This is a genomic window from Pseudomonas sp. 1 (assembly GCF_056626735.1).
In genome coordinates this window covers 533157-551034 of the sequence record NZ_JBWXMQ010000001.1, presented here as the reverse complement: position 1 = coordinate 551034, position 17878 = coordinate 533157, and the positions used below count along the sequence as shown (strand labels likewise).

The following is a 17878-nucleotide window of genomic DNA, read 5'->3' as shown; positions in this document are numbered from 1 at the left end:
ATCATTTGCCCCGGTGCAGGCGCACATTCAGCTCGTCGACCATCACCGCTTCTTCGCCATCGGCACGCAGCCATTCCTTGAGCAACTGCGCTTGTTGCGGGCTCCAGAAGTCGGCGTCGATCAACTTGGTATCGGCTTCCAGCGGATGGGCTTCGATGAAGTCGTCAATCGCCGCTTCCTCCGAAGGCAGCCCCAATTGATCGAACAGGGTTGTCAGGTTGTAGGCAGGCAGTTCCATGGTGTACTCCTTGAAGAATGGCGGGATTGATGACTCTCTTTATCTGAGGTGCTCGCTGGCCAGGAGTTCGATTCGCGATTCCAGAGAACGGGCGAGGGCGCAGGCGGCGTTATGATTCTCGCGGAAACCTCTTACAAGCCCCGTCGACTTTTCCCTGATATGGAAAAAGCTGTTGCCCGCCGGGACCACCTGAAACAACGGCTCCCGACCACAAGGCTCAATTGTAGGATCAGTCTCGAACACTGGAGTGTTCAAGGCAAAGACGGGTTCGTGAGTCACGGCAAAATGCGTCATAGTGCACATATGAAGTCCTTTTCATGGATTGACCCGCATTTACAGGGTGTTGCGGGTAGTCGCGAACAGCATCGCTGCTCTAAAATCGCCAACACCTGTTGACGGTATGGCGCTATCTAAAGCAATTTTTTGCGTGCGATATGTCGGAAAAGTGCTTTTTTTGGTGAGTTTTTTCCCTAAAGTTCGTAGTCAGTTTTCTTTGGCCGGCCTTGACGCGTTTTCCTTCAACATTTGGAGAACGTCTTTGCAGGTTTCGTGAGTGGCATTCCAGTAGTCTTGTGCAACTCGCGTTGAATGAGCACTTCGCTCGCTCAGGCGTATATTCGAGTCATCGCGCAACACCTTCGGCCAAGCCGAATTTTTCTGCCGTGCGCGCTATTCGCGTGCGGCACTCTTTTCAAGTGTGGGGATGTTTCTTTGGCAGTCAGTAACCTCGATATGCATGCTTTGTTCGTGCTCGGTGATTTGCGGGCAAAGCTGGTCAAGCAGTTTCAATCGCGTTTTGTTTACATCACCGAGCAGAACGCCGAAGGCATTTATGTTGCCGAGATCGATACCGAAAGCGCACTGGTGGTCGATGACAAACCTGGCCTCAAGCTCAAGGTCGGTGATCATTTCAGCGCGTCGGTACTGCCGAGCCGTGAAGGCGGCAAGATGGATATCCGCTTTCGCGAAATCAAAATGACCGTTTACGGTCTGGGCGATTACGCGTTCGTCACCACAGCCGACGGCCATGCCATCGTGTTCAAGGAGGGCCATAGCGCGGTCACCGTGTTTGCCGCCAATGAACAACTCCAGGAAGGCCTGACGAAGACCCTGAAAGCCGTCACCGCCAAAGCCGCCAAGTGGCGCAAGGGCGAACTGGTGACGTTCAAGGCCAGCGAGTGAGCCGCGCCGATTTCCATTTGCAGAACCTCGACAGCGCCCGTGATGAAGCTCGTCGATTGTTCGCTGCAAAGGGCGAATTGAAGGGTGCCTGGCTGGGTTGGGTTGCCTCGCAGATCTACGCCTTGCAGCCTGCTGAATACGCCAGCATGGTCAGACGCGAGCTGAAGAGCCTGCAGGAAATGTCTGAAAAGTAGCCTTATCCGTTTCATGCCCCTGAAAAAGCAGGAACCTCGTCTACAGTCAGTTGACTGAGTATTCAGAGGCTTGCGGTCTTCTGTCAGGCCATCCTGCTATTGCTGTGAACAGCACGAGGTGCAAAAGCATGAACGGATTTCGACGGTTGCTGGCCGCTGGCCTGACCACCTTCGGCTTGATGACGGCGGTGCCTGCGGTGAGCGCGGCACAGGCGCCGATCCACTTTGCCGACCTGAACTGGGAAAGCGGCAGCCTGATCACCGATGTCCTGCGCATCATCGTCGAGAAGGGCTACGGCCTGCCGACCGACACCTTGCCGGGCACCACCATCACGCTTGAGACGGCGTTGGCCAACAATGACATTCAGGTCATTGGTGAAGAGTGGGCCGGACGCAGTCCGGTTTGGGTCAAGGCCGAATCCGAAGGCAAGGTCGCCAGCCTGGGCGACACAGTCAAAGGGGCGACCGAAGGCTGGTGGGTGCCGGAATACGTGATCAAGGGCGACCCGGCCAAGGGCATCAAGCCACTGGCGCCGGACCTGCGCAGCGTCAGCGATCTCAAGAAGTACAAGGACGTGTTCAAGGACCCGGAAACCCCGAGCAAGGGTCGATTCCTCAACAGCCCGATCGGCTGGACGTCGGAGGTGGTGAACAAGCAGAAGCTCACGGCCTATGGCTTGCAGAATGACTTCACCAATTTCCGCAGCGGCTCTGGTGCGGCACTGGATGCTGAAATCAGCTCATCGATCCGCCGGGGCAAACCGGTGCTGTTCTATTACTGGTCGCCCACGCCATTGCTCGGCAAGTTCAAGCTGGTTCAACTGGAAGAACCGCCGTTCGACGCCGAAGCGTGGAAGACCCTGACCGACGCCGACAATCCCAATCCAAAACCGACTCGTTCACTGGCTTCCAAGCTGTCGATCGGTGTGTCCACGCCATTCCAGAAGCAGTATCCGCAAATTGCCGAATTCTTCAGCAAGGTCGACTTTCCGATCGATGACTTGAACAAGGCGCTGGCCGAAATGAGCGAGAAACACACGGCGCCTCGGGATGCGGCGGTGGCGTTCATGAAAGCGCATCCGGATGTGTGGCAGGCGTGGTTGCCGAAGGACGTAGCGCAGAAGGTTCAGGCAGGTCTGTAGCGATGTGGCGAGGGCACCAGGCCCTCGCCGAAGTGGATCAGAACCTTGTCTGCACTTCCAGCTCGAATGTACGCGGTGTGCCGAGGTAATACGCCGGCGACACATGGGCGAACTCGGCATACACCTCATTCGTCAGGTTACGTACCCGCCCGGTCACCGTGGTGTGCGAATCCACCTTGTAGCTGAGGAAGCTGCCAAACAGTGTGTAGGACGGCACGGTCATGGTGTTGGCGTTATCGGCGAACACCGATGCTACGTACCGCGCATCGACCCCGCCTTGCCATTGCGACGAGAAATCGTAGGTCAACCACAGATTGCCGACTCGGTCCGGCACGTTGGTCGGTGTGTTGCCCTTGCGGGAGACCACTACGCCGGCGGCGTTCTTCTCGTTGAATTCATCGTATTGCGCGTCGACCCAAGCGAAGTTGCCTTCGGCCAGCAACTTGTCGGTGATCCGTAGCGAGCTGGCAATCTCGATGCCTTTCGAAGTCTGCTGGCCGACCGGAATGCTGCTGGTCGGGTCCAGTGGATCCGTCACCGCGAAATCTTTTCGCTCGATGGTGTAGGCGGCCACCGTCGCCGAACCGCGACCGTTCAGGTAGTCGAACTTGCTGCCGATTTCCCATTGTTTGCCGGTCGAGACATCAAAGTCCTGAGTGCCATTGGGTTGCTCGGCGGCGGTGCTGTATTGCACGTAGACATTGGCTGACGGAATGAACTGATACGTCAGGCCGACGCGTCCGGTGACTGGCTCCCAGCTGCGCTTCAGATGACGCGGGTTGCTCGCGGTCACCGTGCGATGGTTGGTTACGTCGAGGTCGATGTCGTCGTAGCGCAGGCCTGTGAGCAACGAGAGCTTGTCGGTCAGCGCCAGGCGATTTTCGGCAAACAGCGCTTTGGTCGTCACCTCATTGGTCTTGTCGCTGACAAAACCCGGCATCGTTCCGGGAATGTCATAAAAGTGCCCCGGTCGGTAGTTGTTCGGGTTCACCGTGCTGGCGCCTTTGACGTTCAGCGGCGAGTTGGTGGTCTGGTTGACTTTGTACTCGAAACCACCGGACCAGGTGGTGTCGAGGCCGAACAGGGTGTTGTCGTGGCGCAATTCGAACTGGTTGCCGTTCTGCTCGCCCTGGTGTCGAACCTGATACGCGGTGGAGCGATTCACCGCGCTGTTGTCGGCGTTGTATTGATAGGTTTCCAGGTTGCGGTAATCACGTTGGCTGTCGAGGTGATAGAGGGTGTTGCGCAGGCTGGTGCTGTCGTTGATCCGGTAATCGATGATCGAGCGCACCCAGATGGTCCGCTGCTCGTAGCGGCCGTCCTCGACGTTGTAGTTGTTGAAGCGGTTGTGCTTGTCGATCTTCAATTCGCCGGCCTTGGGGTTGAGCACCGGCGTGCCCCAGTACGGGCTGTCCTCGTGTTCGTCCTGATATTCCAGGGCCAGGGTGTGCGACAGGTTTGGCGTCAGGTCGCTGAGCAACGAAAATGCCACGCTCCAGGCATCGCGTTGCTGGCGGTCGATGTAGCCATTGCTGGTGTTGTGGCTGACATCGAGTCGCGCGTAATGCTGCACGTCGGCACCGGGTTCGGTCAGCGCGTGATTGAGGCCGAATGCGGTTTCGGTGGTGTCGTAGGTGCCATAACTGACTCGGCCTTCGACGGCTTGCTCGTCGCGAGTAGCCAGTTTGGTCACGTAGTTCAGCGAACCGCCGACCGAACCGGCGCCGTTGATCAGTGAAGACGGGCCGCCCAACAGTTCGACCCGGTCATAAATCCACGAATCCACGGGGCGCGCCAGTCCGCCGGAAACGTTGACGCCGTTGAACATCTGGGTGATCTGGCTGCTGGTGAAACCGCGGTAGGAGACGAACCCGCCAAAGCCAGGCGGCGCACTGGCGTTCACCCCCGGCAAGGTGTTGGCTGCGTCCTGAAAGTTTTGCGAACCGTGACGTTCGATGTCATTGCGGTTGGCGATGGCCACCGAAGCCGGGGTGTCACGCACGCTAAGGCCAAGACGCGAGGCCATGCCGCTGGATTGGTCGAGGCTCAGGCCGGGTTTTGCGCCGGACTCGCCATCAATGGTGATCGGCGCCAGATCGACCGTGGATTGCGCCCAGACGTTGACCGACAGGCAGCCGCACAGGCTCGCCAGCAAGGTAAGTTGTTTCATCGATTGAATCCTGAATGCTTGTTTCGGAGTCAGCGCACAGGCGAACGCCGCGCGTTGGCGCAGTGGGCTGACAAATCAAAAAGGCAAGGACACTCAGGCGAGCGGCGGGGCGCGGGGATTGGCCGAAGGCCAGATGAAGCGGGCAGGGAGGTCAGCGCTGACAACGGCCGGAAGCGGCGGGCTGTGTTGTTCCGGCAGGATAGCCAGGGTCAAGCTGGAGTTGAACGCCGGACCCATGCCGCCAGTGGAGCACAGCGGGCAGCCGAAGGCCTTGGCTAGCGTCGGCAGTTTTTCTTCGGCGGGATTCGAGGCGAGCGGCGCCTGGGTGCTCGGGTCGACGGCGCAGAACTGGCCGCCGATACCGTTGAGCTGCATGCCGACCATTTGTCCGTGACCGATGCTGCAGGCGAACACGTTGAACAGAACGCAGCAATAGAGCATCCAGGCCAATAGTGAGCGATCGGTACGGGTGAATTTCATGGGGCGGCACTTTACCGCACCGCCGACCGGTCGTGCACATGGAAAAATGCCGACTAGGATGTTTTGTTCAAATCCCTTTAAAGGATTCTCGACCATGACCTTTGTGTTGGCTCAATGGCTGGTGACGATATTCGCGGTAATCAGCCTGATGCATGTGTATTGGGCGATGGGTGGGCAGTGGGCGGCCGTGGCCGTGGTGCCGCAGGTTCCGGTGGACAGCGGCGGGCTGACGCTCAGGCCGGCGTTCAAGCCGTCAGGCTGGATCACGCTGGTGGTGGCGGCAGCCCTGCTACTGATTGCCGCACTGGTATGCATGCGGGTGGGATGGTGGCTGCCCGTCGTGCATCACTGGGCACTGCAATGGGTGATCAGCGCGATTGCGCTGCTGATGTTTGCGAGGGCGATTGGCGATTCGGAGCTGGTGGGTTTTTTCAAGGAAGTGAAGGGGTCGCGGTTTGCCCGGCTCGACACTTGGGTTTACTCGCCGTTGTGTCTGATATTGGGAGCCGGGCTCTTGGCTGTTGCCTGGATCTAGCTGCCGGTTTCAGTGCGCCGGCTGCTGACTTCGGCCGGCACGTCATCCCCGGCCATGCGCTTGCGGAACAACGCCGCCCGCGCCAGGAGCAAGGTGGTCACCGGTACGGTGATCGACAGCAGAATCGGGATCAGCCATGCGTGCAGCACCGGCCCGGACTTGAGCGCGGAAAAACAGATGATCGATGCCAGTGCCACGCACCACGCGCCGAGTGTCGAGGCCAGCGCCGGTGGGTGCATGCGTTGAAAGTAGTCCTTCATCCGCAGCAGTCCGGTTGCGCCGATCAGGGCGAACACGCCGCTGAGGACCAGCAGGATCGCCACCGGGATTTCCACCCACAGAGACAGTTCAGCGTTCATTCGATCACCTCGCCACGCAGGAGGAATTTCGCCAGGGCAAACGAGCCGACGAAGCCGAACAGCGCGATCAGCAGCGCCGCTTCGAAGTAGGTGTCACTGGAATAGCGGATCCCCAGGGTCAGCATCATCAGCATGGCGACGATGTACAGGTAATCCAGCGCCAGTACCCGGTCCTGCGCCGACGGGCCTTTGAACAGGCGTACGAGTGTGAGGACCATCGCCAGGGAAAACAGGAACAGCGTCAGCAGAATCGCGTTCGACAGCAGTGGACTCATTCGAAAATCTCCATCAACGGCTGCTCGTAAGTGACCTTGAAGTGCTGGATGAATTGCGCCTCGTCATCCAGATCCCAGACGTGCAACAACAGAATGCTGCGATCGAGCGCCAGTTCCGACCACACCGTGCCGGGCACCACCGTACAGATCATCGACAGCGCCGCCAGACCGTTGGCATCGCGCAGGTCCAGCGGCACCTTGATGAAGCGTGAACGAAGCGGCCGGCGGCCGGCGTTGAGTACGCCCCAGGCCACTTGCAGGTTCGAGACGATCACGTCACGCCCGACCAGCAGAAACAAGCGCAGAATCGTGCCCGGGCGGCGGATGTGAATCCGCTGCGGGCGCAGTTTGCGCATCATCAGCGGGGCACAGAAACCAAGTACGGCACCCAGCAGCAGGTTGCCCGGGCTGACCGACAGGTTCAGCACCAGCCAGAGCAACCACAGCGCCAGCGACAACCACGGAGCAGGAAACAGTCGCTTCATGGTTGCACCTCCAGCAGTGCGGCCTTGGCTTCCGGGCTCGGCACGGCGCGGGTGCCGAGCACCGCCATCACGTATTGCTGCGGATTGTTCAGGGCATCGGCCGCCGCCTGCGTGTAACGCAGCAGCGGTTCAGCCTTGAATGTCAGCGCGATGCACAGGCCGAGCAGCAGGAAAATCGGCGTGCATTCCAGTTTGCGCAGCAGCGGCGATGGTCGTTCTTCTGGTGACCAGAAGCGCTGGATCCCCAGCCGCGAGAACGCCATCAGCGAGCCGAGTCCGGTCAGGATAAGCAGGGCCAGCAACGCCCAGGCGGCATTCGAAATCGGTTCGCCAGCGCCGAGGCCAAGCGGATTGAGCAGGGCGCCGATCAGGCTCAGCTTGCCGATGAACCCGGACAGCGGTGGCATGCCGATAATCAGCAGCGCGCAGGCAATGAAGCTCAGACCGAGGAAGGCCATGGTCCACGGGATCACCTGACCGACTACCGCTTTCTGATCGTCGTCGAGGTTGATGCCCTTGACCGGTCGTTGCCATTGCTGCGGACGTGGGAGCAGCTCGTTTTCGTCTTCCAGTGGAACTTCGATGGCGGTGCGCGAGCGTTCGATCAACTCGGCCAGCAGGAATAGCGCGCTCAATGCCAGGGTCGAGCTGACCAGATAGAACAGCGCTGCGCCGATCAGGTTCGGCTGGGCGAAACCCACGGCCGACAGCAAAATCCCCGCCGACACCAGAATGCTCAGACTGGCCATGCGTTCCAGGCGTTGCGCGGCAATGATCGCCACGCCTGCGCCGGCCATGGTGGCCATGCCGCCGTAGATCAGCCAGTCACCGCCGAAGTAAGCCGAAGCGCCCGCTTGGCCGGAGAACAGCAGCGTCCACAGGCGCAGCAAGGTGTAGACGCCGACCTTGGTCATGATCGCGAACATGGCTGCCACCGGCGCGCTGGCCGAGGAATAGGCCGGCACCAGCCAGAAGTTCAGCGGCCACATGCCGGCCTTGGCCAGGAAGGCCACGGCCAGAATCCCCGCGCCGGCGTGCAGCAGGCCACGGTCGGCCTCAGGCACCAGAGGGATCTTCAACGCCAGGTCCGCCATGTTCAGCGTGCCGGTCACGCCGTAGATCAACGCCGCGCCAATCAGGAACAGCGACGAGGCCAGCAGATTGACCGAGATGTAATGCAACCCCGACGACACCCGCGCCCGGCCCGAGCCGTGAAGCAGCAGGCCGTAGGACGCGGCCAGCAATACTTCGAAGAACACGAACAGGTTGAACAGGTCTGCCGTCAGGAACGCGCCGTACAGGCCCATCAGCTGTATCTGGAACAACGCGTGGAAGCTCGACCCGGCGCCGTCCCAGCGGGCCATGGCGAACAGCAGGGCACTGACGCCGATGATCCCGGTCAGCACCAGCATCAATGCCGACAGACGATCGACCACCAGCACAATGCCGAACGGCACCTGCCAGTTGCCCGGCAGGTACACGCCGATGGAGCCGGGCACGCCGGTGGTCTGGGTCCATTGCAACAGCATCACCGAAATACCGAGGCCGAGGAGGCTGGAGAACAGGTTGATTTTCGCCTTCAGCGGACGGTGCTTTTCGCCGAGCATCAGCATGATGGCGGCGGTCAGCAGCGGCAGCAGGATCGGTGCGGCGATCAGGTGAGTCATCGCCGTCATTCCTTGGGCTCCCTTCCGTCAACGTGGTCGGTGCCGGTCAGGCCCCGTGAGGCTAGCAACACCACCAGAAACAATGCGGTCATGGCGAAGCTGATGACGATGGCCGTCAGCACCAGCGCCTGGGGCAGCGGGTCGGTGTAATTGAGCAGGTCCTGCGGTACGCCGTCCTTGATGATCGGCTCCTTGCCGATGAACAGGCTGCCCATGCTGAAGATGAACAGATTGACACCGTAAGACAGCAGGCACAGGCCCATCACCACCTGGAACGTCCGTGGTCGCAGGATCAGCCACACTCCGGACGCGGCGAGTACGCCGATGGCGATTGCGATGACTTCTTCCATCAGACGGCTCCTTTGGCGGCAGCGGTTTTGTGGCCCCGGACCGATTGGTGGGCGAGGGCGGTGAGGATCAGCAAGGTCGAGCCGACCACCACGGCGTAGACGCCGATATCGAAGAACAGCGCGCTGGCGATATGGATGTCACCCAGCAGCGGCAGGCTGAAATGCCAGGTGTGGGTGGTCAGGAACGGGTAGCCGACCGCCATCGCCCCAAGACCGGTAACGGTAGCGAAGAGCAGACCGGTGCCCATCCAGCGCAGCGGCCGCAGGCTCATTTGCGCCTCGACCCACTGGGTGCCGGCGACCATGTATTGCAGGATGAACGCCACCGACATCACCAGACCGGCGACGAAGCCGCCACCCGGCTGGTTGTGCCCGCGCATGAACAGGTAGAACGACACCACCAGCGCAATCGGCAGCAACAGGCGCACCAGCACCGCCGGCACCATCATGAAACCGAGCGCGGTGTCGCTGGCCGAGCGCGGGTTGACCAGATCGGTGACCACGTCGGGGGCGAGCAGGCGTTGCTGGGCCGGCAGTTGCAGGCTTTCTTTCGGTGGGCGGAAACGACGCAGCAGGGCGAATACGGTCAGTGCCACGGCGGCGAGCACGGTGATTTCGCCCAGGGTGTCGAAACCACGGAAATCCACCAGCATCACATTGACCACGTTGCTGCCGCCGCCCTCGGGCAGGGCACGGCTCAGGTAAAACGAGGAAATATCGTTCGGCGTCTGCCGGGTCAGCATCGCATAGGACAGCAGCGCCATGCCGCCGCCAACGGCAATCGACAGCAGCAAGTCGCGCAGACGCCGCACTCGCGCCTTGCGCAGGCTGCTCGGCAGCGGCGAAACCTCTTCGATCCGCCGTGGCAGCCAACGCAGGCCGAGCAGGATCAGTACGGTGGTCACCACTTCGACCACCAGCTGTGTCAGGGCCAGATCCGGCGCCGAGAACCAGACGAAGGTCACGCAGGTCATCAGTCCGCAGACGCTGACCATGGTCAGGGCGGCGAGCCGGTGATACTTGGCCTGCCAGGCGGCGCCGAGAGCACAGGCGATTGCCAGCAGCCACAGGGTCACGAACACGATCGAGCCCGGGATCTTCGGCCGGTCGCCCCAGCTCAGGCTGCTGTGCAGCATCGGGATCAGGCCGGCCAGCACTGCCGCCAATACCATCAGGAATAGCTGGGTTTGCAGACGCTTGGTGCCGATCCGCCGCTCCAGCCGCCGGGCCAGGCGCATCATCGCCACCAGACTGCGCTCGAACATTCGCTTGCCGTTGAAGCGTCCGGCCAATGGCGGGTACTTGAAGCGCCCGCGCTTGAGCTGATTGCGCAGCAGCAGATACAGCACGATGCCGCCGGACATGGCGATCAGGCTCATGATCATCGGTGCATTGAGACCGTGCCAGATCGCCAGACTGTATTGCGGCAGCTCGCCACCCACCACTGGCAATGCCGCAGCGGCGAGCAGCGGCCCGACGATTTGAGCCGGGAAAATGCCCACCAACAGACAGGTAAATACCAGCAGTTCAACCGGCGCCCGCATCCAGCGTGGCGGCTCGTGCGGCGTATGCGGCAAGTCGGTGGCAGTCGGGCCGAAGAACACATCAACGGTGAAGCGCAGCGAGTAGGCCACGCTGAACATGCCGGCGATGGTCGCGACGATCGGCAGGCTGGTTTCAACCCACGCCGTGGCGTTGATGAACACGGTTTCGGCGAAGAACATTTCTTTCGACAGGAAACCGTTGAGCAGTGGTACGCCGGCCATGGATGCACTGGCGACCATGGCCAGAGTGGCGGTAAACGGAATCAGCTTGAACAGACCATTGAGCTTGCGGATGTCGCGGGTGCCGCTTTCGTGGTCGATGATCCCGGCGGCCATGAACAGCGAAGCCTTGAAGGTCGCGTGGTTGAGAATGTGGAACACCGCGGCCACGGCGGCCAGGGGACTGTTCAGGCCCAGCAGCAGCGTGATCAGGCCGAGGTGGCTGATGGTCGAATAGGCCAGCAAACCCTTGAGGTCGTTCTGGAACATCGCGCAATACGCGCCGAGCAGCAGCGTGGCGGCGCCGGCGCCGCTGACGATATAAAACCATTCTTCGCTGCCGGACAGTGACGGCCACAACCGTGCCAGCAGGAAAACACCGGCCTTGACCATGGTCGCCGAGTGCAGGTACGCCGAAACCGGTGTTGGCGCCGCCATCGCGTGCGGCAACCAGAAGTGAAAGGGGAACTGGGCGCTTTTGCTGAGGGCGCCGATAAGAATGAGGGGAAGCAGGATAGGGTAGAGGGCATGTGCGCGAATCAGATCGCCGGCGGCCAGGACCTTGTCCAGGTCATAGCTGCCGACGACATGGCCGAGGATCATGACCCCCGCCAGCAGGCACAATCCCCCGGCGCCGGTGACCATCAACGCCATGTACGCACCACGGCGCGCGTCGTGACGGTGGTGCCAGTAGCCGATCAGCAGGAACGAGAAGAGGCTGGTCAGTTCCCAGAAGAACACAATCTGGATCAGGTTGCCGGAGATCACCAGCCCGAGCATGGCGCCCATGAACGCCAGAAAGAATGCGAAGAAACGCGGCACCGGATCGTCCGGCGACATGTAATAACGGGCATATAGGGAAACGAGGGTGCCGATGCCCAGCACCAGCATTGAGAACAGCCAGGCGAAGCCGTCCATGCGCAGAACGAAGTTCAGGCCCAGGCTGGGCAGCCATGTGAATTCTTCGCGAATTACGCCGCCATTAGCGATCTGCGGGTACAGCATCGCGACCGAGACAGTGCCGATCAACGCGACCAGACCTGCCAGCAGGGATTCGGCGTTACGTGCGTTGTGCGGCAGCACGGCTGCCAGACAACTGCCCAGAAAAGGCAGAAGCAGTAGAACTATCAGGGACATAGGCTTCTAATCTGCGGAAGTTTGTGAAGCATCATACGTGCCAGCTCCCGGATCGCCAAACGCGAGGATGTCTCTGAATCCTACAAAGTAGCCGTAAAACCCGCGTTTAGCCTTCGGTCTCGTGCTCCAATTCTTCCGTGACCGTTTGTGTCTCTTTGCCTTTGGTCTTCAATTCGCTGACGATCACTGCCGCCACGATCAGCCCCGCACCCACCAATGCAATCGCTGGCAGACGCTCCCCCGCGATACGCCCAACGATCCCGGCCCACACCGGCTCACCGGCGTAGATCAAGGTCGCCCGGGTCGGCGAAACGCTTTTCTGCGCCCAGTTCATCGCCACCTGAATCGCCGCACTCATCGCGCCCAGCCCCAGGGCGGTGCTCAGCAACAGCCACGAAAAATCCGGAATCGCCTCACCGGTCGGCACCACCATCAAAAATGACAGCACCGAAGTCGTCGCCAGTTGCACCACGGTTACGCGGCGCACATCGACCTGCCCGGCATAGTTGCTGATCAGGATGATTTCCGCCGCTATCGCGATGGCGCTGATCAGCGTGGCGATTTCACCGGGGCTGAAATTCAGTGAAGCCCCGGATGGCCCGGAAAGCAGCATCAGCCCGGCAAACGCCAGCATGATGCCGATGCTCGGCATTAAACTCGGGCGCCGACCGAGCACCAGCCATTGCAGCAGTGGCACGAACGGCACATACAGCGCGGTGATGAACGCCGACTGGCTGCTGGGAATGCTCTGCAGACCAACGGTCTGCAAGCCATAACCGAGCATGATCGCCACGCCGATAAAGGCACCGGCCTTGAGTTCGAACAGGGTCAGTTCACGCAGGTGTTTCCACGAGAACAGCGCCACGATGCTCGCGGCGGCGGTAAAGCGCAGACCGACGAAAAACATCGGGCCGCTGACCGTCATGGCGTGCTGCACCAGCAGGAATGTGCCGCCCCAGAGCATGGTGATCAGCACCAGCACGCACTCGGCTTTGCTGAACCGGTGAAACCTCAGGGGAGTTTGGGAGGAGTTGGCTGACGTCATGACCTTGCGCACTATTTAGGAAGAGACGCACAATGCGCCAAATGTTGCGCAGTATACTGCCCAGTCCCAGCCAGTGAGCAATATAGTGCACAGAGATTCCATACAGCGGGCTTCGGTCCTGCAACACGTCAGCCAGAATGTCCGGCGCCTGCGCCACGCCGCCGACATGAGCCAGACGGCCCTCGCGGAAAAATCCGGGGTCAGCCGGCGGATGCTGGTGGCCATCGAGGCCGGCGAAAAGAATGTCAGCCTGACCACCCTCGACCGCGTCGCCGAAGCCCTCGAAGTAGTCTTCAGCGATCTGATCCAGGCCCCGGACAATCGCGACCCCGGCCGTATCAATGAACTGGCCTGGGCTGGCAGCATCCCCGGCAGCAAAGCCGTTTTGCTGTCCAAGGCCAGCGCCACCCGTGCAGTGGAACAGTGGGAATGGTGCCTGCAACCCGGCGAGATCTATCCTTCGCAGCCGGACGCCGAAGGCTGGAGCGAACAGATTTTCGTGTTCGAGGGCTGCCTGACGCTGATGCTCGGCGACCAACCCCAACAGATTGCAGCCGGGGAGTTTTTCATGTTCGCCAGCAATCAGCCGCACACCTATCGCAACGATGGGGAAGTGGCGGCGCGTTTCGTGCGCAATGTGGTGATCTGACTGACGCAGAACCCGACAGCGGATCGCGTCGGCAGGAGAAAAAAGTCGCGTCCGTCTAGACGTCCTCGCGGCGTCTGAATGACACTGGCCCGAGCCTATCCTCAGTTGCGAGACCGGCATGACTCAATCCGATACGACCGCCCTGCGTCACGCCGACATTCTGATTGTCGGCGGCGGCCTGAGCGGCACGATGCTGGCGGTGCAATTACTGCGTTTGCCGGGTCGCAGAAAAATCCTGGTGATCGAGCCCCGGGCCGAGTTGGGCCGGGGCGAAGCGTACAGTGCGGTGGAGCTGGGCCATACGCTCAACGGCAACGCAGCCCGGATGAGCGTCGATCCGGACAATGCCGATGACCTGACTCAGTGGCTGACCGATCACATCGCCGGCGGCGGTTGGCCGGAGTCGGATCAGCAACATGTGCCGGTCAGCGAACTGTTTCCACCGCGGGGGCTGTTCGGTGTGTACGTGCAACAGCGTCTTGCCGAAGCGCAGCAGGTGGGCGCGCAACAGGGGGCGACGGTCGAGCATGTGCGCGCCGAAGTGGTCGATGTTCAGGCCTCCAGCGATTCCGTGCAGCTCACCTTGAATGACGGTCAGCAACTGCGCGGCGCTTTTGCAGTGTTGGCGACCGGGATGTTCCCGGCGGCCCGCACACCGCAAAAGGAGTCCAGCGGCCTTAATGCAGCGGCGCTGGATCCGTGGGATGTCGCGGCCATGCGCCAGCTTGATCCGCAGTCGACGGTACTGATCATCGGCTCCGGCCTGACCATGGTCGATGCCGTGGTGTCGCTGGAGCAGGCCGGGCATCGCGGGCCGATCGAGGTGTTTTCCCGGCATGGGTTGCTGCCCCATGTCCGTCGACAACCGCCCGCATGGGTGGACTTCCTCGCTGAAGATCACAGCATCTGCACGCCACGCCAGTTGTTGCGCGAATTGCGCCGGCATTGTCGCGACGCCATCGCACAAGGCATCGACTGGCAGGCACCGCTGGACACCGTACGTGCGCACATCGGTCGGTTGTGGAGCCAGGCCAGCGATGTGCAGCGGCGTCAGTTTGTGCGCCATGTGCGGCCGTGGTGGGAAAGTCATCACCATCGTTCACCGCCGCTGAGCGCGGAACTGGTCGAGCGTCTGCACCGGGAAGGGCGATTGCGCATTCATGCGGCGTCTTACAAGGGACTTGAGTCGGCGTCGGGCGGCGGGGTGAGTATCCGCATTCGCCCTCGCGGCGAGGCTGATACCCGCGTGGTGCAGGGCGCGGCATTGATCAATTCCAGCGGCATCGAATACGACTGGCGCCGGGTCGCACGACCTTTGCCGCAGCAATTATTGGCGCGCGGTCTGGTTCGTCCGGGGCCGTTGGCGCTGGGCATTGCGGCGGCGGTGGACGGCGCTGTGCTGGATGAAGAGGGTCGGGTCTCGAACCGCTTGTTCGCCATGGGCCCGCCGTTGCGCGGCATGTGGTGGGAAAGTACTGCCGTGACCGATGTGGCAGCGCAGGCCAAGGCACTGGCCGCGCGACTGGTGCGCTGATGCCCGAATGCAAGAAACCCCGCTTCGGCGGGGTTTCCTGTTTCTGGCAGCTCAAACCGGTCACTCAGTAGCGCTGATATTTGGAACCGAATTCCGGACGGTTTTCCGCGACGTACAGTTTGGTCTGTTCGGCATTTTGTTGCAGGTTGAGGTTGCCTTTGTGTTCGGCATCGATGCCGACGGTGTCGACGTTCAGGGTGCCGGACTGGCCAACGGTCGCAGCCGCGACAACCGGAGTGCTGGCGTGTGGGGCAGCAATGGCGGAGGTGGCGCCGATCAGGGAAACGATGAAGCCAAGTGCGATGATGTCTTTCATGATGTTGCTCCAGGGAGTGGGGAGAAGATGGGGCCCACTCTAGGGCTGGAGAGATTTAATGTGAAAACACCCTTGCGCATAGTCGTTATCGAAGGCGTTGATGCCTGATCAGCGCGGTAGGGTATTGCTCAGCCAACGCTGGCGAATCTGCTCCAGACGACCATCGGCTCGCAGCGTATCCAGCGCCTGCTGCCAGCGTGCGACCTGTTTCGGATCGGTCTGCGGCGAAAAGGCAATGTAGGTGTTCTGTTTCATCAACGGGATCTGGTACTGCAAGCGCGCCGGCTCGATGCCTTGTTCGCGGGCCAGGGCAGCCTTGGACCAGGTATCGGAGACCACGAAATCGGTACGCCCCAGGCTGAACAGCCGCATCATCTGCTCCGGGGTTTCCACGCCGTAGAGGTTGTTCAGGTCTTGCCCTTGCAGGTAGCTGTAGACCAGCCATTTGCGCGGCACGGTGATCCGGCCCATATGATCGGCTTCACGCAGACTGTGCACGGGAGGCTGGAGATTGTCGCGGGCGTACAGCGCGGTTTCGACTTCGATCAGCGGCCCGACCCATTGATAGCGATCGTCACGGTCGTCGGTCCGCAGCACGGTGAATACGCCGGTGTCGGGGGTATCGCTGGCCACGCGCAGGGCGCGCAGCAACGGGACTTGTTGCAGGTGGATGCGATCGCCGGTCTGGGTCGCCAAGGCCTGTACCACGTCCACCCCGAATCCTGCGAGTTGATTGCCTTGCATGAAATGCAGGGGCGGGTGGTTGTCGGTAAGCAGTTGCAGATCCGCCGCGCTGGCCGTCAGGGCCAGCACGGACAGCAGACAGGCGGCAAATCGTTTCATGGATCGTCCCTGAACAAATCAATCGCGCAGCTTAGTACGCGCTACGACGGCTGTCGTGGGGAAACAGCGGGGCTTTTGTGTCAGAGAACAAGGCGGTTCGGTAGTGAACGCTGCGGGGGCTGAGCGCCCCCGGCAGGAATCGACAACGGCGGGTCTAAACGATCAGTAACGCTGGTACTTGGAACCGAACTCGGGACGGTTCTCGGCGACCAGCACGCTGCGAGTCGAACGTTCGCGCAGTTCCTGCAAACGATCCGCACCCCCTTCGGCGACACGTTCGCGCAACTCCTGCAAACGGTCCGCACCCCCTTCAGCCACGCGCTCACGCAGTTCCTGCAAGCGATCCGCGCCACCTTCGGCAACGCGATCTTTCTGCAGGTTTTCCGAGCCGTATTCGGCGACCAGCGGCTGGGAGCTGGCGGACGCCAGGTCGGCGAGGGCCAGGCCGCCGAGCAGGCTGATGGCGAGTACCAGGGATTTCGAGGATTTCAACATGGTGTTTCTCCTTGCGTCTGAGATGAGTGAGCCAGTGCTTTCTGGTGGGTTCATTCAAACGCGAGGGTGTATCGCTGGTATGTGGTGTTGCGGCCCGAAAATACGGGTTACGTATCTGCGTGGCGAATTTATACAGAGCGATACAAATCCATCAGGATTCGGCGAGCATCTCTACGGCGAAGGAGAAAACATAACCTTCGTTGCGCACGGTCTTGATGTAAGTCGGCTCGCGGGAGTCGTCCAGCAGACGCTGGCGCAGGCGACTGACCAGCAAATCGATGGAGCGGTCGAACAGGTCGGCGTCGCGGCCCTGGGTCAGGTTGAGCAACTGGTCGCGGCTGAGCACCCGTTGTGGATGGTCGAGAAACACCCGGAGCAGGCGATACTCGGCGCCGCTGAGGGCGACCATGGTGTCGTCTTCATCGAGTAAATGACGGGCGGTGGTGTCCAGGCGCCAACGGCCGAACGCCAGCAGGCGCCCGGTTTCGGTGATCAGCAGATTGGGTGGCAGCATTCGCGTGCGGCGCAGCACAGCGTTGATCCGCGCCAGCAGTTCGCGGGCGGCGAAGGGTTTGGTCAGGTAATCGTCGGCGCCCATTTCCAGGCCGAGGATGCGGTCGGTCTGGTCGTCGCGGGCGGTAAGCATCAGGACCGGGATCGCCTTGTGCTTGCCGGCGCGCAACTCGCGGCACAGCACCAGCCCGTCATCGCCGGGGAGCATGATGTCGAGCACGATCAGGTCGACCGTGTTGGCTTCCAGAAAACTGCGCATCTGCCGGCCATCGGCGACCACGGTGCTGCGCAGGCCGTTCTTGGTCAGGTAATTGCCGACCAGCTCGCGGATCTCGCGGTCATCGTCGACGATCAGGATGTGGTTGATGTGATCCATGGTTCACACTCTTTTTGTGGGAGCGGGCTTGCTCGCGAAAGCGATCTGTCAGTCAACAATGATGTTGAATTCAATGGCCCTTTCGCGGGCAAGCCCGCTCCCACAGTGTTAGGGGATGGCCTGAAGAATG

The 17878-nt window shown here is 61.1% G+C and carries 21 protein-coding genes; 6 read left to right on the top strand and 15 right to left on the bottom strand.

Annotation, left to right across the window (positions count from 1 at the left end; all coding sequences use genetic code 11):
- Position 1: 1 nt before the first annotated feature.
- Both AC1MDC_RS02425 and AC1MDC_RS02420 read right to left on the bottom strand, forming a co-directional pair.
- Positions 2 to 238, bottom strand: a complete 237-nt coding sequence (locus AC1MDC_RS02425; protein ID WP_085687730.1) for a DUF2789 family protein — start codon at positions 236 to 238, stop codon at positions 2 to 4.
- A gap of 39 nt (positions 239 to 277) precedes the next feature.
- Positions 278 to 541 carry a hypothetical protein gene (locus tag AC1MDC_RS02420; protein ID WP_227232856.1) on the bottom strand — a complete coding sequence of 88 codons (264 nt, stop codon included), beginning with the start codon at positions 539 to 541 and terminating at the stop codon, positions 278 to 280.
- A 408-nt stretch (positions 542 to 949) separates the two neighbouring features.
- Here AC1MDC_RS02420 and AC1MDC_RS02415 point away from each other — a divergent pair, with 408 nt between their 5' ends.
- The 3 genes from AC1MDC_RS02415 to AC1MDC_RS02405 all read left to right on the top strand — a co-directional run bounded on the left by AC1MDC_RS02415 (position 950) and on the right by AC1MDC_RS02405 (position 2756).
- Positions 950 to 1420 carry a hypothetical protein gene (locus tag AC1MDC_RS02415; RefSeq protein WP_007950541.1) on the top strand — a complete coding sequence of 157 codons (471 nt, stop codon included), beginning with the start codon at positions 950 to 952 and terminating at the stop codon, positions 1418 to 1420.
- A complete protein-coding gene (locus AC1MDC_RS02410; RefSeq protein WP_085698236.1) occupies positions 1417 to 1614 on the top strand; it encodes a hypothetical protein in 198 nt (65 codons plus the stop codon). The genes AC1MDC_RS02415 and AC1MDC_RS02410 overlap by 4 nt, the downstream gene beginning before the upstream one ends.
- A 128-nt stretch (positions 1615 to 1742) precedes the next feature.
- Complete coding sequence (locus AC1MDC_RS02405; RefSeq protein WP_227232855.1) at positions 1743 to 2756, top strand: ABC transporter substrate-binding protein; 1014 nt, start codon at positions 1743 to 1745, stop codon at positions 2754 to 2756.
- A gap of 37 nt (positions 2757 to 2793) precedes the next feature.
- Here AC1MDC_RS02405 and AC1MDC_RS02400 read toward each other — a convergent pair whose 3' ends face one another.
- Both AC1MDC_RS02400 and AC1MDC_RS02395 read right to left on the bottom strand, forming a co-directional pair.
- Positions 2794 to 4926 (bottom strand): TonB-dependent receptor, encoded by a 2133-nt coding sequence (locus tag AC1MDC_RS02400; RefSeq protein ID WP_480392432.1) that lies wholly within the window; start codon positions 4924 to 4926, stop codon positions 2794 to 2796.
- Positions 4927 to 5019: 93 nt separating this feature from the next.
- Positions 5020 to 5406, bottom strand: coding sequence for a DUF2946 domain-containing protein (locus tag AC1MDC_RS02395; protein WP_227232853.1), 387 nt, complete (start codon positions 5404 to 5406; stop codon positions 5020 to 5022).
- Between the two features lie 94 nt (positions 5407 to 5500).
- Between AC1MDC_RS02395 and AC1MDC_RS02390 the strand changes: the two genes are divergently transcribed.
- Entirely contained in the window at positions 5501 to 5941 is a 441-nt protein-coding gene (locus AC1MDC_RS02390; RefSeq protein WP_085698239.1) for a DUF3995 domain-containing protein, read from the top strand.
- Here AC1MDC_RS02390 and AC1MDC_RS02385 read toward each other — a convergent pair.
- The 7 genes from AC1MDC_RS02385 to AC1MDC_RS02355 form a co-directional block, all read right to left on the bottom strand.
- Positions 5938 to 6300 carry a Na+/H+ antiporter subunit G gene (locus tag AC1MDC_RS02385; RefSeq protein WP_007950534.1) on the bottom strand — a complete coding sequence of 121 codons (363 nt, stop codon included), beginning with the start codon at positions 6298 to 6300 and terminating at the stop codon, positions 5938 to 5940. The genes AC1MDC_RS02390 and AC1MDC_RS02385 overlap by 4 nt on opposite strands.
- Positions 6297 to 6575 carry a K+/H+ antiporter subunit F gene (locus AC1MDC_RS02380; protein WP_007910754.1) on the bottom strand — a complete coding sequence of 93 codons (279 nt, stop codon included), beginning with the start codon at positions 6573 to 6575 and terminating at the stop codon, positions 6297 to 6299. The genes AC1MDC_RS02385 and AC1MDC_RS02380 overlap by 4 nt, the downstream gene beginning before the upstream one ends.
- Positions 6572 to 7060 carry a Na+/H+ antiporter subunit E gene (locus AC1MDC_RS02375; RefSeq protein ID WP_085698240.1) on the bottom strand — a complete coding sequence of 163 codons (489 nt, stop codon included), beginning with the start codon at positions 7058 to 7060 and terminating at the stop codon, positions 6572 to 6574. The genes AC1MDC_RS02380 and AC1MDC_RS02375 overlap by 4 nt, the downstream gene beginning before the upstream one ends.
- A complete protein-coding gene (locus tag AC1MDC_RS02370; RefSeq protein WP_480392431.1) occupies positions 7057 to 8736 on the bottom strand; it encodes a monovalent cation/H+ antiporter subunit D in 1680 nt (559 codons plus the stop codon). Before AC1MDC_RS02370 ends, AC1MDC_RS02375 begins: the two co-directional genes overlap by 4 nt.
- Positions 8733 to 9077: a Na+/H+ antiporter subunit C gene (locus AC1MDC_RS02365; protein WP_003192163.1), complete on the bottom strand. Its 345-nt coding sequence runs from the start codon at positions 9075 to 9077 to the stop codon at positions 8733 to 8735. Before AC1MDC_RS02365 ends, AC1MDC_RS02370 begins: the two co-directional genes overlap by 4 nt.
- Positions 9077 to 11977, bottom strand: a complete 2901-nt coding sequence (locus AC1MDC_RS02360) for a monovalent cation/H+ antiporter subunit A (RefSeq protein WP_480392430.1) — start codon at positions 11975 to 11977, stop codon at positions 9077 to 9079. The genes AC1MDC_RS02365 and AC1MDC_RS02360 overlap by 1 nt, the downstream gene beginning before the upstream one ends.
- A 106-nt stretch (positions 11978 to 12083) precedes the next feature.
- The gene (locus tag AC1MDC_RS02355) at positions 12084 to 13022 is read right to left on the bottom strand and encodes a DMT family transporter (protein ID WP_480392429.1); all 939 of its coding nucleotides are present in this window, start codon (positions 13020 to 13022) and stop codon (positions 12084 to 12086) included.
- An 85-nt stretch (positions 13023 to 13107) separates the two neighbouring features.
- Here AC1MDC_RS02355 and AC1MDC_RS02350 point away from each other — a divergent pair, with 85 nt between their 5' ends.
- Entirely contained in the window at positions 13108 to 13671 is a 564-nt protein-coding gene (locus AC1MDC_RS02350) for a helix-turn-helix domain-containing protein (RefSeq protein ID WP_480392428.1), read from the top strand.
- A gap of 118 nt (positions 13672 to 13789) precedes the next feature.
- Complete coding sequence (locus AC1MDC_RS02345; protein ID WP_480392427.1) at positions 13790 to 15205, top strand: FAD/NAD(P)-binding protein; 1416 nt, start codon at positions 13790 to 13792, stop codon at positions 15203 to 15205.
- Positions 15206 to 15269: 64 nt separating this feature from the next.
- Here AC1MDC_RS02345 and AC1MDC_RS02340 read toward each other — a convergent pair whose 3' ends face one another.
- The 4 genes from AC1MDC_RS02340 to AC1MDC_RS02325 form a co-directional block, all read right to left on the bottom strand.
- On the bottom strand, positions 15270 to 15521 hold the full coding sequence (locus tag AC1MDC_RS02340; RefSeq protein WP_085698246.1) for a hypothetical protein: 252 nt from the start codon (positions 15519 to 15521) through the stop codon (positions 15270 to 15272).
- 108 nt (positions 15522 to 15629) lie between these two features.
- Positions 15630 to 16364 (bottom strand): substrate-binding periplasmic protein, encoded by a 735-nt coding sequence (locus AC1MDC_RS02335; protein ID WP_480392426.1) that lies wholly within the window; start codon positions 16362 to 16364, stop codon positions 15630 to 15632.
- Positions 16365 to 16526: 162 nt separating this feature from the next.
- Positions 16527 to 16859 (bottom strand): hypothetical protein, encoded by a 333-nt coding sequence (locus tag AC1MDC_RS02330; protein ID WP_227232845.1) that lies wholly within the window; start codon positions 16857 to 16859, stop codon positions 16527 to 16529.
- A 151-nt stretch (positions 16860 to 17010) separates the two neighbouring features.
- Positions 17011 to 17748, bottom strand: a complete 738-nt coding sequence (locus AC1MDC_RS02325) for a response regulator (protein WP_085698249.1) — start codon at positions 17746 to 17748, stop codon at positions 17011 to 17013.
- Positions 17749 to 17878: the final 130 nt, after the last annotated feature.

Bases quoted from the DNA above. Each gene is read 5' to 3' on its own strand.
- AC1MDC_RS02335 (WP_480392426.1), bottom strand. From the start codon at position 16,364: ATGAAACGATTTGCCGCCTGTCTGCTGTCCGTGCTGGCCCTGACGGCC.
- AC1MDC_RS02355 (WP_480392429.1), bottom strand. From the start codon at position 13,022: ATGACGTCAGCCAACTCCTCCCAAACTCCCCTGAGGTTTCACCGGTTC.
- AC1MDC_RS02365 (WP_003192163.1), bottom strand. From the start codon at position 9,077: ATGGAAGAAGTCATCGCAATCGCCATCGGCGTACTCGCCGCGTCCGGA.
- AC1MDC_RS02390 (WP_085698239.1), top strand. From the start codon at position 5,501: ATGACCTTTGTGTTGGCTCAATGGCTGGTGACGATATTCGCGGTAATC.
- AC1MDC_RS02395 (WP_227232853.1), bottom strand. From the start codon at position 5,406: ATGAAATTCACCCGTACCGATCGCTCACTATTGGCCTGGATGCTCTAT.
- AC1MDC_RS02330 (WP_227232845.1), bottom strand. From the start codon at position 16,859: ATGTTGAAATCCTCGAAATCCCTGGTACTCGCCATCAGCCTGCTCGGC.
- AC1MDC_RS02370 (WP_480392431.1), bottom strand. From the start codon at position 8,736: ATGACGGCGATGACTCACCTGATCGCCGCACCGATCCTGCTGCCGCTG.
- AC1MDC_RS02325 (WP_085698249.1), bottom strand. From the start codon at position 17,748: ATGGATCACATCAACCACATCCTGATCGTCGACGATGACCGCGAGATC.
- AC1MDC_RS02375 (WP_085698240.1), bottom strand. From the start codon at position 7,060: ATGAAGCGACTGTTTCCTGCTCCGTGGTTGTCGCTGGCGCTGTGGTTG.
- AC1MDC_RS02385 (WP_007950534.1), bottom strand. From the start codon at position 6,300: ATGAACGCTGAACTGTCTCTGTGGGTGGAAATCCCGGTGGCGATCCTG.
- AC1MDC_RS02345 (WP_480392427.1), top strand. From the start codon at position 13,790: ATGACTCAATCCGATACGACCGCCCTGCGTCACGCCGACATTCTGATT.
- AC1MDC_RS02360 (WP_480392430.1), bottom strand. From the start codon at position 11,977: ATGTCCCTGATAGTTCTACTGCTTCTGCCTTTTCTGGGCAGTTGTCTG.
- AC1MDC_RS02400 (WP_480392432.1), bottom strand. From the start codon at position 4,926: ATGAAACAACTTACCTTGCTGGCGAGCCTGTGCGGCTGCCTGTCGGTC.
- AC1MDC_RS02340 (WP_085698246.1), bottom strand. From the start codon at position 15,521: ATGAAAGACATCATCGCACTTGGCTTCATCGTTTCCCTGATCGGCGCC.
- AC1MDC_RS02405 (WP_227232855.1), top strand. From the start codon at position 1,743: ATGAACGGATTTCGACGGTTGCTGGCCGCTGGCCTGACCACCTTCGGC.
- AC1MDC_RS02420 (WP_227232856.1), bottom strand. From the start codon at position 541: ATGTGCACTATGACGCATTTTGCCGTGACTCACGAACCCGTCTTTGCC.
- AC1MDC_RS02380 (WP_007910754.1), bottom strand. From the start codon at position 6,575: ATGAGTCCACTGCTGTCGAACGCGATTCTGCTGACGCTGTTCCTGTTT.
- AC1MDC_RS02425 (WP_085687730.1), bottom strand. From the start codon at position 238: ATGGAACTGCCTGCCTACAACCTGACAACCCTGTTCGATCAATTGGGG.